At 66.7% G+C, this 13843-nt stretch carries 12 protein-coding genes; 9 read left to right on the top strand and 3 right to left on the bottom strand.

Annotated features, from left to right (window positions below; all coding sequences use genetic code 11):
* Positions 1-12: 12 nt before the first annotated feature.
* Genes KY499_RS10590 through KY499_RS10555 form a run of 8 tightly spaced genes read left to right on the top strand, consistent with a single transcriptional unit; the run spans position 13 to position 8572 of the window.
* A complete protein-coding gene (locus KY499_RS10590; protein WP_123256640.1) occupies positions 13-594 on the top strand; it encodes a TerD family protein in 582 nt (193 codons plus the stop codon).
* A 31-nt stretch (positions 595-625) separates the two neighbouring features.
* A complete protein-coding gene (locus KY499_RS10585) occupies positions 626-1816 on the top strand; it encodes a toxic anion resistance protein (protein WP_258190713.1) in 1191 nt (396 codons plus the stop codon).
* A 34-nt stretch (positions 1817-1850) separates the two neighbouring features.
* A complete protein-coding gene (locus KY499_RS10580; protein WP_123256642.1) occupies positions 1851-2384 on the top strand; it encodes a hypothetical protein in 534 nt (177 codons plus the stop codon).
* Positions 2385-2392: 8 nt separating this feature from the next.
* A complete protein-coding gene (locus tag KY499_RS10575) occupies positions 2393-2935 on the top strand; it encodes a TerD family protein (protein WP_258191092.1) in 543 nt (180 codons plus the stop codon).
* A 1-nt stretch (position 2936) separates the two neighbouring features.
* A complete protein-coding gene (locus KY499_RS10570; protein ID WP_219885366.1) occupies positions 2937-3758 on the top strand; it encodes a hypothetical protein in 822 nt (273 codons plus the stop codon).
* A 37-nt stretch (positions 3759-3795) separates the two neighbouring features.
* A complete protein-coding gene (locus KY499_RS10565) occupies positions 3796-4977 on the top strand; it encodes an HpcH/HpaI aldolase/citrate lyase family protein (protein WP_219885365.1) in 1182 nt (393 codons plus the stop codon).
* Complete coding sequence (locus tag KY499_RS10560) at positions 4974-7661, top strand: phosphoribosyltransferase domain-containing protein (protein WP_219885364.1); 2688 nt, start codon at positions 4974-4976, stop codon at positions 7659-7661. The genes KY499_RS10565 and KY499_RS10560 overlap by 4 nt, the downstream gene beginning before the upstream one ends.
* Positions 7658-8572, top strand: coding sequence for an HAD family hydrolase (locus KY499_RS10555; RefSeq protein WP_219885363.1), 915 nt, complete (start codon positions 7658-7660; stop codon positions 8570-8572). Before KY499_RS10560 ends, KY499_RS10555 begins: the two co-directional genes overlap by 4 nt.
* A gap of 228 nt (positions 8573-8800) precedes the next feature.
* Here the strand turns inward: KY499_RS10555 and KY499_RS10550 are convergent, their stop codons facing one another.
* The 3 genes from KY499_RS10550 to KY499_RS10540 form a co-directional block, all read right to left on the bottom strand.
* The gene (locus KY499_RS10550; RefSeq protein ID WP_219885362.1) at positions 8801-10444 is read right to left on the bottom strand and encodes an HNH endonuclease signature motif containing protein; all 1644 of its coding nucleotides are present in this window, start codon (positions 10442-10444) and stop codon (positions 8801-8803) included.
* A 127-nt stretch (positions 10445-10571) separates the two neighbouring features.
* Positions 10572-11543 (bottom strand): formimidoylglutamase, encoded by a 972-nt coding sequence (gene hutG / locus KY499_RS10545; RefSeq protein WP_219885361.1) that lies wholly within the window; start codon positions 11541-11543, stop codon positions 10572-10574.
* Between the two features lie 152 nt (positions 11544-11695).
* Positions 11696-13138: an NCS2 family permease gene (locus KY499_RS10540; RefSeq protein ID WP_123256649.1), complete on the bottom strand. Its 1443-nt coding sequence runs from the start codon at positions 13136-13138 to the stop codon at positions 11696-11698.
* A gap of 109 nt (positions 13139-13247) precedes the next feature.
* Here KY499_RS10540 and KY499_RS10535 point away from each other — a divergent pair, with 109 nt between their 5' ends.
* Positions 13248-13832 carry a copper resistance CopC family protein gene (locus KY499_RS10535; RefSeq protein WP_219885360.1) on the top strand — a complete coding sequence of 195 codons (585 nt, stop codon included), beginning with the start codon at positions 13248-13250 and terminating at the stop codon, positions 13830-13832.
* Positions 13833-13843: the final 11 nt, after the last annotated feature.

Genomic DNA, 13843 nt, shown 5'->3' with positions numbered 1-13843 from the left:
AGGAGTAAAAGCATGGCTGGCTTGACCCTTACCAAAGGCAGTAATCTCTCGCTCACCAAAACCGATCCCGGGTTGAACAAGGTTCATGTCGGACTCGGCTGGGATCCCCGGACGACCACCGGCGATCAGTTCGATCTGGACGCCTCCGCGCTCCTGCTCGGGGCCGATGGCAAGGTGCGCAGTTCCGCCGATTTCATCTTCTACAACCAGCCGGCCGCGGCCGACGGCTCGGTAGTCCACAAGGGTGACAACCGCTCCGGTGAGGGTGACGGCGACGATGAAGTGATCGCTATCGAACTCTCCGCCGTGGGCTCGGATGTTGAGCGCATCGTCTTCGTGGTTTCCATTGACCAGGCAGAGTCCCGCCGCCAGAACTTTGGCCAGGTGCGCGCCGCCTACTGCCGCGTCGTGAACCACGAGACCGACGCCGAAGTGGTGCGCTATGACCTCAGCGAAGACGCGGCCCCTGAGACCTGCATGATTTTCTCAGAGCTCTACCGGCACAACGGCGAGTGGAAGTTCAAGGCAGTCGGCCAGGGCTACGCCACCGGGTTGGCAGGCATTGCCTCCGACTTCGGTGTCCAGCTCGGCTAAGCTCCGCGATTAAAGAGAGAGAATGATGAGCATGCAACTCACACCCCCCGAGGCAGCCTCACCGACGGACCTTGTACTGAACGCACCGGAACCCTTGAGTATCGTCAAAGAGGATGATGCTCCGGGCATGGTCCCGGTCCCTGCCGAACGGCAGCAGGAGATCAACGCCCAGGCCCGCGCGTTCGTCAGCGAGATCGCGGCGATGAACCCGCACAGCCCCGAGTACACCAGCAAGATCGATGGCATCAACCGTCTGGCCGGCGCTGAGCTGGTGGCATCCGCCAACACCTCCAGCCGTCTGCTCGAACGGTCGTCCACCTCCCTGGCGGGTGCCAAGAAATCCGGCAGCAGCGCCCAGGTGCAGGTCGCTTCCACGCTCGGCGAACTCCGCTCCACCGTGGAGGATCTCACGCCGAACCAGAGCGACTTGAGCGTAGGCCGCAAGATCCTGGGCATCATCCCCGGCGGCAACAAACTGGCCAAGTACTTCCAGAAGTACGAGTCGGCCCAGACCCAGCTGGACAAGATCATCAAGTCGCTGATGGCCGGGCAGGATTCGCTGCTCAAAGACAATGCCTCCCTCGCGCAGGAAAAAACCCAGCTCTGGGAGACCATGCAGGGGCTAAGCGAATACGCCGTCTTCGCCAAGGCACTGGACGCCGCCACCGCCGCCAAGATCGACGACATGAAGATGTCGGGCCAGATTGAGGAGGCGAACAAGATTGATGCGGACGTGCTGTTCCCCATCCGTCAACGGCATCAGGACATCCTGACGCAGTTGGCCGTCTCCGTGCAGGGTTACCTTGCCATCGACATGATCCGCAAGAACAACACCGAGCTGATAAAGGGTGTCGAACGGGCACGCACCACCACGATCTCGGCGCTGCGTACCGCAGTCATCGTGGCCCAGGCCCTTGCCAACCAGAAGATGGTCCTGGATCAGATTGATGCCATCAACACCACCACGAACAACATGATCCTCAAGACCAGCGAGATGCTCAAGGATCAGACTGGCCGGATCCACCAGCAGGCGGCCAGCTCCGGCGTCAACGTCGAAACCCTGCAGAAAGCGTTCGACAACGTCTTCCAGACCATGGATGCGATCGACACGTTCCGCTCACAGGCCAACAAGAACATGGAAGGCACCGTCCATGCCCTCGAATCTGGCTTGGAGCGGGCCCGTCCGTACCTGGACCGCGTCCGCCAGCAGGAGGGGAATTAGCGGCATCCAGCCCTGAGCAATAGGCTTACGGGCTATGGTCGCAAAATTCTTAGGCTCCTTGTTCGGCAGCGGATCGGATCCCCGTTCCGCTGCCGGCTCAGGTGAGGGCCAGCCTGAACCGGCTTCCGGGTCCGCCGATCCTGCGGCGGAGGAACTGGCGGTCACCAAGGCGGCGCTCCATGATCTGCGCCGGACGGTGCTTGGCAAAGGCGCTGAACTGCCCACCCTTGTCCTCTCACAAGTTCTGCAGCTCCTGGACACCCTTGGCGCGCTGATCGGCTACATCGAACGCTCCGGTGCGTCCACGGAGCAGCGCGTACTGCTGAACGCGGTCATCACCGACTACATGCCGTCCCCGCTGCACACGTATCTGCTGCTCGGCCGGCCGGCGCGGACCGTGGACTCGGCCCAGACGACGGGCTTGCTGGAGCAACTGGACACGCTGCATTCCACGGCCAGGAATCTCGATCATCAGGTCCGCACGGGGGCCATAACGGAACTGGCCGTCCATGGCCAGTTCCTGAGGGACAAATTTAACGTTGACGGTCTTCGTTTGGAAGGACACTAGTGGCTTCGATGGTCGCGGGCAGCAACGCCGCCCTCACCGCAGAAAACCCGGATCTGGGGAAAGTGCTGCTGGGCATCGGCTGGGACACGGTGCCGAGCCGCGGTCCGCAGTCCGAACCGGTCCCCATGGTCATTATGTGCGGACCGGACGGGCGCGCCGTCTCGGACGAGCACCTCGTGTTCTTCAACCAGATCGCCAGCCCCGAGGGAAGCATTGCTTTCGCTGGAACGGAGGACCAGGAGCAGATCGACGTCGACCTCAACCGGGTGCCTGATAGCGTCAGCAAAATCGCCGTGCTCGTGTATATCGACCCGGATGTGCGCGGCCCCGGCACCTTCGGCGCGGTCAGGAACACCTATCTCCGGGTAGCCGATGAAGAGAACCGTGAGTTGCTCCGCTTCGACGTTCCACCGGTGAACATGGACAAGATCAACGCCATGATCCTCGGCGAACTCTACCGGCACGGTGGGGGCTGGAAATTCCGCGCCCTTGGCCAGGGCTACGAAACCGGGCTCGCCGCCGTTGCCGCCGATTTCAGGCTGAAGCTCTGACATGGTCCGCGACCGAACCGCCATCAGGGCAGACCTGGATTATCTCCGTCGTCGGCGGAAACCCGCGGAAACGCCACCCCCCGTAACGCCTGCCGCGGCTGCTGCAGGCGCCACGCTTAGTCTCGGCAACCGCGCCCCGGCAGCCGCGTCTTCAGCCGGAACCCGCGCCCCGGCGGCCTCGCTGAATCTCGTATCCCGCGCCCCGGCAGCTGCGTCTTCAGCCGGGAGCCAGCCTGGTGCCGGGCTCAACCTCCAGCCCGCGTCATCCCGGCCTGCTCCGGCGGCCCGCTCCAGCGTTGCGGCCCCGAACCGGGCCTTTCCTGCCCCCGGCTTCGGCGACCTCCGCCAACTCGACGGGGCGCACCCCGTGGCGCGCCTGAACGCACGACAGTCGGCCATTGGCTCGCTCCTGGTGACCGGCGTCCGGGCGGTCGCGTGGGAGGGTGAGGACTTCACTACCGGCGCCCACCACAGTCACGGGCACACAGCGGGCGCTGCAGTCAGAACGCCCGGCAACCGGCCTCTGGTCGGTATCCAGGACTCCGCCGGGGTGGTGTCGCTGCGCCACGTGCAGCTGCTCCGCCGCGCCCTGTTTATCGCGGGCGAGACTCCGCTCACGATCGGAGTCTTCGACGGCGCCGCCGCCGCAGTTCCGGCCGTGGACGACGACGGCCAGCGGTCCGTGCTGTATATTTCCCGGATAGGGGCGGTCCTTGAACTCCGCGCTGAGTTCGTCCCGGCGGAAGCCTCCGACGCCGCCATCTGGGAAATTTTCGGGTTCACGATGACCATTCCCCTGGACCAACACGTCCTTCCGCGCTAACCAGGCAGCCCGGCACCGCTAACCCCGAGGGGCACAAATGCAGCACTTCGCAGCCTTGGCTGAATCTGTCCAAAACCGGCTATTCCACCTGCGCCCCGAGGTGCTGCACCACACCTCGGACCCGGGCCTGCTTGCCGTCGCCCTGGGCGCCACCCTGTATTCGCCGGGTTCACGGGACGGCCTGGCGAAAGGCCTGCTGAAACAGGCCCGGGCCGGATGCATGAGCGCCGTTATTTGCCTTGAAGACGCCGTGGCGGATGACGAGTTGCCCGGGGCGGAAAGCAACCTGCTCGCGGCCCTGCGGGAACTTGACGCGCCGGACGTCCGGGCGGAACTGCCACTGATCTTCATTCGCTGCCGCACGCCGGAACAACTGCTCGATATCGGACGGCGCGCCGGCGAATCCCTCCATGTCGTCTACGGCTTTGTTCTGCCGAAGTTCGAGAACGAGACCGGGCGCGGACGCGCGTTTCTGGAAGCGCTGCGGCTCCTTAACCTGGAGACCGGCCGCGGGACGCCCGAAACCCCCGTGTTGCGGGCCATGCCGATCATCGAGGACCTGTCGACAACCCATCTGGAGTCGCGGGTCCGGGTGCTGACGGACAATCTGGCACTGATCGAGGAGTTCCGCGATCTGGTGCTCTGCGTCCGGATCGGGGCAACGGACATGTCCAGCGCCTTCGGGCTGCGGCGTTCGCGGGACCTGACCATCTACAACGTCAAGGTCGTCGCCAACATCATCGGCGACGTCGTGAACATTTTCGGTCGGCCGAAGGACGGTTGGGTCATCTCCGGCCCGGTATGGGAGCACTACGTCAACACCGAACGGGTGCTGCGCCCGCAATTGCGGGCCACGCCCTTTGAAGCAGTCAACGAAGGCGCGTTGCGCCAGCGTCTCCTACTGGAAAACCTGGACGGCCTGATCCGCGAGATTGAACTGGACCTGGCCAACGGGCTGCTGGGCAAGACCGTCATCCACCCAAGCCACGTTCCCGTCGTGCATTCCCTCTGCGTGGTGAGCCACGAAGAATATCTTGACGCCCTGGATATTGCCGCCAGCGCGGGGGGCGGTGTGAAGGCGTCGTCCTATGGCAACAAGATGAACGAGTCGAAACCGCACCGCGCCTGGGCGGAACGCACCCTGCTGCGTGCCCGGGCCTTCGGTGTTGCCCGGCCCGGAGTAAATTTTGTGGAGTTACTGGAAGCGAGCATGCGATGAAGGTCATCCGGACCGACGCCCCCTGGAGCGGAAGCTACGTGCGTGATGCCCTCGGCGTCGACGTGGCGTCGGCACCAGGGCACAGTGTCCTGCCGGTGCGCTCCCTGGTCGGGCTGGCACTGCGGCGCAACCCGAAACGGGCGCACCTGCTTGTGTCCCGCGTCCTCGCCAAGCACGTTCCCACCGAACCCGGGATCGCGACGGCGGCCGGTTGGCTGCTGGGCCTGTTGGTCCGGCAGGAACTCCAGCGGGATCCCGACCACCCCGCCGCCGGGGACCCGGCAGCCGCATCCCCGACGCCGCTCGCCGCGGTCATCGAGGAGGCCGCGGACCGGCTTGAACGCCTCCTGGCGGAGGGCACCAGCCGGACTGGATTTCGCGGCGCCGGCGTCGGTGTTGGCGCCGAAGCTGGTGCCGAGGTTGGTACCGAGGACCCGGCGGTCCGGCGGGCCCGTGCAGTTGCCGTGACAGAACTCTGTGCCCTGCTGGCCGGCCAGCAGACGGACGTTCCTGGCGTCGTGACCATAGGCTACGCAGAAACGGCCACCGGGCTGGGACAGCTGGTCGCCGCGCAACTGGGCACCTACTACATCCACTCGACCCGGCACAGCACCGAGGGGGTGGCGCCGTATGGTGCGTTCGAAGAGTCCCATTCCCATGCGACCTCCCATCAGCTCCTCCCGACGGGCCGCGCCGAGCTGCACCTGGCGGACACCGTCGTCCTGGTGGACGATGAACTGAGTACCGGCGCGACGATTATCAACACCATCCGCGAACTCCACCGCACGGCCCCGCACCGCCGGTACGTCATTGCCTCGCTCGTGGACCTCCGGTCTGCGTCCGATCAGGCCGAGTTTGCTGCCCTGGCCCTCGAACTCGGCGCCGGTATCAGCGCCGTAGCGTTGGCCCACGGAAGCATCGACCTGCCGGCGAGCCTCACCGCCGACGCGGCAGAACTGATCAGCGGCCTTCCGGTGCCGGATCAGGCCGCAACCGGTGTCGGCCGGATGGGGGTGCTGGACCTGAACGGCGTCGTCCCGCCGATCCGCAGCGCGCGCTTCGGTGTTTCCGGGCGTCCCGATCCCGGAGAGGCTGCCGAAATTGCCCAGCACGTCGCCTCCGCCCTTGGCGGCGGCGCGGCAGGATCTTCCGTCCTGGTACTGGCCACCGAGGAATTCATGGCGATCCCGCTGGCCGTCGCCGTCCGGCTGCAGGAGCTTTGCCCCGACGCCGACATCCGGTATTCGACCAGCACCCGGTCCCCGGTCGCGGCCGTGGACGAACCCGGCTACGCCATCCGCTCGGCCATCAGCTTCGACAGCGACGACGATGCCGCCGACGGACCCGGTCCCCGGTTCGCGTACAACTTCGCGCACCCCGGGGGACGCTTCGACACCGTGGTGATCCTTGCGGAACCCGGCACCCCCGCATCCCGACTCCTGGCCCCGGGCAGGATCGCGGAGGCCGTCGCGGGCAGCGGTGCCGCGGTCGAGGTCGTGTTGCTTCCCCGGCAGGCGCCATTCCCGGAACCACTCGCCGGTCCGGCTTTTGGCTCCTACTCACGGGAGGACGTTCGCTGGCTGCTCAAAGACCTGAGCTCGGCGCAGCTGGAGGCGCCCCGGGCCGAACGCGAGGCCGCCATCCAGTCCGGCAAAGCCAGCTACGCGGAGTCGCTGCCCCAGGAGTTTGAACCCTCGCCCGAGTACGGTGCCCTGTTCCACGAAGCGCTGGAGCGCTCGGCCGCCCGGATCGCGCACGCTGCCGGCACACTGACCGAACAAGTCCTGAAACTGCGCGGCAACGCACCCGTCCTGGTGTCCCTCGCCCGGGCCGGAACACCGGTCGGGATCCTGATGAAGCGCTGGGCCCGCGAGGTCCACGGCCTGGATTTGGCGCACTACGCCGTCAGCATCGTCCGCGGGCTCGGCATCGACCAGGCCGCCCTGGGCTACCTCGCGGCCCGCCACGACCCCAAACGCATCATGTTCGTTGACGGCTGGACGGGAAAAGGTGCCATCGCCCGGGAACTGGCAGCCGCCGTCGAACTCTTCCAGACAACTGACGGCGCCGCGTTCCGGGCGGATCTCGCGGTCCTCGCCGACCCCGGGCACTGCGTCCGGATCTTCGGAACGAGGGAGGACTACCTCGTACCCTCCGCCTGCCTGAACTCGACCGTCTCGGGGCTAATTTCCCGAACCGTCTTCAACAAGGCGCTGATCGGCCCCGGCGATTTCCACGGTGCCAAGTTTTACTCGGACCTGGCCGGCAGTGACGTCTCTACGACGTTCCTGGACGCCGTCACCGCGCAGTTTGCAGCGGTCCGGGATGACGTGATGGCCGCGACGGCGTCCGTCCCCGCGCAGGTTGGGGATCTCCCCGAGGCCGACTGGTCGGGATGGGCCGCGGTGGAAGAGCTCAGCCGGCGGTTCGGCATCAATAACGTGAACCTCGTCAAGCCAGGGGTCGGCGAGACCACGCGCGTGCTGCTGCGGCGTGTGCCGTGGAAAGTTCTGGTGCATCCGGATGCGGCCGGCGACATCAGCCATGTGCTGCACCTCGCGGAACAACGGGGAGTTGAGGTGGTGGAAGTGCCGGACCTGCCCTACAGTTGCGTTGGCCTGATCCACCCGATCCACACCCCGGGTGCCACGGGTGCGGACGGAAAGACCGTGATCGATTTATGAGCACCGCACACCGTTCCACGCCCGGCTTCTCCGCGCACCACTCGTCGGGGGCTCCAACGGCTCCGGTCATGGTCGCCAGCGATCTCGACCGGACCCTGATCTACTCGGCGAACTCCATGGGGCTTGCCGGCGCTGACAATGCGGCGCCCCGGATGGTGGTCTCAGAGGTCTACGACGCGGCGCCGCTGTCGTTTATGACCCGGGCGGCCGAGGACCTGCTGGCGGCGATCAAGGAGCAGAGCGTCTTCGTGCCGGTCACGACCCGCACGCAGGCGCAGTTCTCCCGGGTCCGGTTGCCGGGCCGCGGCCGTGGCTACGCCGTCACAACGAACGGAGCAGTACTGCTGCGCGACGGCGAGCCGGATCCTGACTGGTCGCGCCACATCCGGCGCTCACTCAAGACTGAATGCGCTCCCTTGCGCGAAGTGCTGGACCGGCTCACGGGCCAGGCTGCGGTTCCCGCGATCCTGCGGGTCCGGACCGCGGAAGACATCTTCGCCTACTCGATCGTTGACCGGCAGGCTCTGCCTGCGGGGTATACGGAAGAGCTTGAGGAGTGGTGCCGGGCCCGGGGCTGGACCACGTCCCTGCAGGGGCGCAAGCTCTACTGCGTGCCTGTCCCGGTCACGAAGGAAGCCGCCGTGGACGAGGTCCGGCGGCGCACCGGCGCAGGCCTGCTCGTCGCTGCCGGCGATTCGCGGCTGGACGCGGGCATCCTCGAACTCGCGGACATCGCGATCCGTCCGGCCCACGGGGAACTCCACAACGACGCCTACACCCGCCCGAACCTGACCGTGACCGAAGCTACCGGAATCCTTGCCGGGGAGGAGATCCTGCGGATCGCGCACGGGATCGTGGGGCAGTCAGCAGAGCCGGGGCGGTCCGCAGGGCTGGCGCCGTCCGCGGTATAGGGGCAGTCAGCAGAGCTGGTTGGTGCGGTCCGCAGGGCTGGCGCCGTCCGCGGTGCAGGGGCAGTCAGCAGAGCAGGTTGGTGCGGTCCGCAGGGCTGGCGCCGTCCGCGGTGCAGGGGCAGTCAGCAGAGCAGGCAAGGCTCGTTGAACCCGCCGCCCCGAGTGCCGCTATGTCAGCAGCGTATTGATCAGGCTGGCGCCCAGGCCTGCCGCGAGAGTTCACGTTGGCTAGGCTGCCTCCCAGAGGGCCCAGTCCAGGCACGGTTCCTCGCAGGGGATCGCCAGCCAAGCCGCATCGGGCAAGGGGTCCTCGGGTAGTGCGTCCTTGGGCGCCGAGTAATCCGGCATGTCTTCCGGGCTGATGCGTTTCTGCAAGTGCAGGATCTGATTGGGGCGGTGCGCTGGTTCCCAGTCCTGCTGCTCGCTGGGGTAATGGCGGCCGGTTGGTGAAGTCCAACCGGGTGGTTTGTTCAGGCTGCTTTCGGTAGGTGTCCATTGCGTGGCGTGTTTTAGTTTGTGGTGTTTAGGGCACAGTTGGCCGAGGTTGCTGATGCCGGTGGTGCCGCCGTGCGTCCAAGCGAGGACGTGGTCCGCCTCGTTGTCCAGGGACTGGCCCGAGCAGCCGGGGAAGGGGCATTTACCGTCTCTGAGGCGGAGCCATTGCCGCATAGCGGTCGGGATTCGGTAGCTGGTCCGTCCGATCTCCAGGGGCGCCCCGGTGCTGGGGTCTGTGAGGACGCGGTGGAAAGACGTGGCGCCGTCGGCGACGAGGGTGCGGGCCATGGAGGCTGGGATCGGCCCGTAACCGTCGAGGATAGCGGGTTCGTCAGTAAGGGACATCAGCGAGAACACCGGCACGGTCACCAACACCTGGGCAGCGGGTGAGGGCACACGCATGAATGGCGCGCCAGCCAGCGCCCCGCCAGCGGAGGCCGCACCGCCAGCCGATGCCGCACCGCCGGACGACACACGGTGGCCGGGCCGGGCGGCGTTTGCCGCTATGCCGGTGGCGGTTCCGCCGGTGTCCGCGCTGAGTAGCCAGATGGCGGCGATGTCCGCGCGGAGTTGAGTGAGGGTCCTCGGTTCGGTCGGGCATTGGAGGTCGCGGGCCGCGGTTGTGGTCCTGTTCCAGATCCCGGCCGCGGTATCTGCCGGGAGGTACGCCGAGACCCAGGCCATCCCGTCCCGGTCAGGAACGTACTCGAGCCGACGGTCCACGACGCTGGTGGCATGGCGCTTCTCGATGCTGACCGGGTGGTGACGTTCGCGCCAGGTCCTGGCCTTGGCGCGGAACCGGGAAGGGACGAGGTCACCGGCTGGGCAGCCGCGCGCGGGTTTCACCGCATCCGGGTCCAGGAAATGGGATTCCAGCGAAGACGCGCCTATAGCGCCGAGGCTGGCCGCTTCATCGATCATGATCCGGGCGTGCTGCCACGAGATCGCCCCGGACTGCAGCGCAAGGAGCGTCCGCGGCAGGCCTGCGGTGAGTGCATGGGACTCGGCGAGCAGAGCCCCTGCGGCCCGTTCGCTGACGGTCAGGACGCACGCAACCTCCGCGACGAGCGACATGTCCTGGGCAGCCTGGTCCCGGGGCGACGCCGCCGGGGGCGCGATCGCCCTGGCAGCTTCGAGGTACTTTGCGGTTGCACGGACTTTCAGGGCAGCGATCCGGGCCTCCAGACGGGCAATCTCGGCAAGCGTGTCCAGGCAATCATCGGCCAACCGGCGGAGCGGATCAGCATCACAGGACCGGGTTGAGTCTGCGCCGGCACCTACAAGAACAGCAAGCGCAGCCACGGACGAGGCCACGGCCTCAAAGGCGTTTCTGCCTTCCGCAGTCCACCCTGCGCTCCACCCTGCGCTGCTTTCCATACATTCAGCATGGCACGGGGGTCTGACAATAAAGACAACCCCAAACGCTGCAGTGAGGAAACCCTGGCAGTGCTTCCGCTGGCGCTGGATGGCACGCCTCCGGCTCCGGCACCGGCCCCGGTCGGCGCTACAGCAGCAGCGTATTCACCAGCCGAGCGGCCACCTTCGCGGTGCGGCCGTCGATGTCGAACCCAGGGTTCAGCTCAGCCACGTCCACATGCAACAGCTTCCCGCTCGCAGCGACCTGGCGGCACACCGCGCTGATCACCTGAAGCGGGACCCCGTAGGCGGCGGGTGCGCTCACCCCGGGCGCCACCGACGCCGGCAACACGTCCAGGTCGATGGTCAGGTATAGGGCGTCGACGTGTGCCAGGAACGCCGCCACGAACGTGTGCGTGTTCTCCGCCGAGCAGTCCTCGTCCAGCAGGTAGTCGACGCCCAGCTCCGCGGCGGTACGGAACAACGCCCGGGTGTTGCCCGGTTCGGAAATCCCGACGACGGCGTACTTCAGTTCGCGGCCAGCGGCGGTTTCCGCGCGGGCCATCTGAAGGAACGGGGTGCCGGAACTGGGCGCCGGTTCATCGCGGAGGTCAAAATGCGCGTCGAGGTTCAACACGCCCACCCGAAGTCCCTCGCGGACCGCCTGCGATCCGGCCATCCCCAAATAGCTGGCAAACGCGGTCTCGTGCCCGCCGCCGAGCACCACGGGAAGCACACCGGCGTCGAGCAGGCTCGTGATGGCGAGCCCGGCGCGGGCCTGTCCGGCCTCCAGCGACTGCCCCGCCACGGTGACGTCTCCGGCGTCGTGCACCTCCCGGTGGAGATGGAAGGCGAGCGGACCGAGCGCGGCACGGATGGCCGCAGGGCCTGCTGCGGCACCGGCCCTGCCCTTGTTGCGGCGGACCCCCTCGTCGCTGCCGAAGCCGAGGAGGACAGCCGCACGGGGACGCCCTGCGGTGGCCGCCGAACTTGCCGGTATCGCCCGCGGCACGTAGGGGCTCACGGCCTGCCACCAGCGCCGGTGCTCGGGGCTGTCGCCGTCGAACCGCCCGGTCCAGGGCTGTGGAGGGACATCGATGGTGGGTGCGGAAGTAGCCATTGTCCTAGCTCACCCCAGCCCCGGCCCGAAGACCAGCCGCGCCGCCGTCGGACTGTCCGGAATCCCGGACTTATTGCTTAAACAGCGCCGGGACGGCAGGTTATGGCAATGCTCCATTGCCATAACCTGCCACCCCGGCGGACAGACGCCGGCTAGCTGATGCCGAGGGCAGCCTCGATCGGACCGATGCCGAAGAACAGCAGGAACGCCGAAGCGACAGCCCACATCAGCGGGTGCACTTCGCGGGCCCGGCCCTGGAACGTGCGGATCAGGACGAAGGAGATAAAGCCGGCGCCCAGGCCGTTCGCGATTGAGTACGTGAAGGGCATCAGGGTGAAGGTCAGGAACGCCGGGATCGCAATGCCCCAGTCCTGCCAGTCGATCTTGCCGACCTGGGAGACCATCATAAAACCGACGACGACGAGCGCCGGAGCCACGGCCTCGAACGGCACCAGATTGATCAGCGGGGTGAAGAACATTGCAACGAGGAACAGCAGGCCCGTGACGATGGACGCCACACCGGTGCGCGCTCCTTCGCCGATGCCCGCGCCGGACTCGACATAAATCTGGTTGGAGGACACCGAGGTGCCGCCGCCGATGATCGCGCCGAGGGCATCCACCTGGAGGACCCGGTCCACGTTCGGGATGTTGCCGTCCTTGTCGATCGAACCGGCCTCGGTGGCCAGGCCCACCATGGTGCCCATGGCGTCGAAGAAGATGCTCAGGAGGATCACGAACGCGAGCAGGGTCGCGGCGACGAAGCCCAAGTGCTCAAAGGCACCGAAGGGGCTGGCTTTGCCGATCAGGGACAGGTCCGGGGCGGCCCATTCGGTGAACGTGGGTGCCACGAGGGACCAGCCCATCGGGTTGAAGTTCTTGCCGTCGAAGCTGGGCCCGATGTTCAGGGTGGATTCGAGGATCACGGAGAGAACCGTGGAAGTGACGATTCCGATCAGGATCGCGCCCTTGACCTTGCGGACCACGAGGCCAATCGTGAGGATCAGGCCGAAAACGAATACCAAAGTAGGCCAGCCGAGCAGTTTGCCGTCGAAACCCAGGCCTACGGGGACTGTGGTGCCGGCGACATCGGGGATTCGCCGCACGAAGCCGGCGTTGACCAGCCCGATGAGCGCGATGAACAGGCCGATGCCGACCACAATCGCCGTTTTCAGCCCTTCCGGGACAGCCCTGAACACGGCGGTCCGGAACCCGGTGAGGACCAGGATCAGCATGGTGACGCCGGAGAGCACCACGAGGCCCATCATGTCAGGCCAGGTCAGGCCCGGGTTGGTGGCTACGGTAACGGCGACGAATGCGTTGACGCCCAGCCCGGTGGCCATGGCGAAGGGGTGTTTGGCCCAGGCGCCCATCAGGATGGTCAGGATGCCGGCCACGAACGCGGTGACCGCGGCCACGGCGGGGAATCCGAGCGTCGCGCCGGAGGAATCAGGCCCGGAAAGGATGAGCGGGTTCAGCACCACGATGTAGCTCATCGCGAAGAAGGTGGCGAATCCGCCGCGGATCTCGCGCGACAGGCTGGACCCCCGTTCGGAAATCATGAAATAGCGATCGAGTGCAGAGCCCTGCTTGAGCATTTATCCTCCGGGAGATTTGGGTGTCACCTGCATCTTAATGGGTGCCAAGGCGGCAACCCGGCGGTTTCGCCTAGTCTGTAAGGAAGCCAACATTAGGAGTAGCCTGCTCATGCGCCCCATCCGACAGCTTTTGAGCGCGCTGCTCGGCGCCCTGGTCTTTGCCGCCATACTGCTCGGCGCCGCCGCGGGTCCGGCGGCGGCGCACGACGCCGCGGAATCCAGCAGCCCAGCGGACGGCGCCACCCTCGCCACCCCGCCGGACCAGGTGTCCGTGACGTTCAGCAACAACCCGCTGGGTCTCGGTGCGGAGTTTGTGGTCACTGACGCCGCAGGCGCCAGTTGGGCCGATGGGCCGGTGGAGATCGTGGACAACGTTGCCTCGCAGCGGCTGCGGCCAGGTGCCCCGGCCGGGACATACACCGTGCAGTGGCGGGTCGCCAGCTCCGACGGCCACCCCATCGAAGGCCGCTCCACGTTCACGGCGACGGCGGGGGCGGCGGGTTCGACGGCGGCTGCCGCTGTCCCGACGCTGGGGACACCTGAGCCGGGAACAACCGCCGCGCCGGCAGAACCCGCCGACTCCGCGCCACCGTTTGCCTGGAGCATCGTGATCTTCGTTGGTGTGGCGGTCGGCATCCTCGTCACCCTGGGCCTGATGGCGAAGCGGAGGCTGACCTCCGGCGGCGACGACTAAAACGACGCGGG

This window comes from Arthrobacter sp. PAMC25284, from assembly GCF_019443425.1.
Taxonomy (GTDB): Bacteria; Actinomycetota; Actinomycetes; order Actinomycetales; family Micrococcaceae; genus Arthrobacter; species Arthrobacter oryzae_A.
This window is presented reverse-complemented; position numbering and strand designations above follow the sequence as displayed.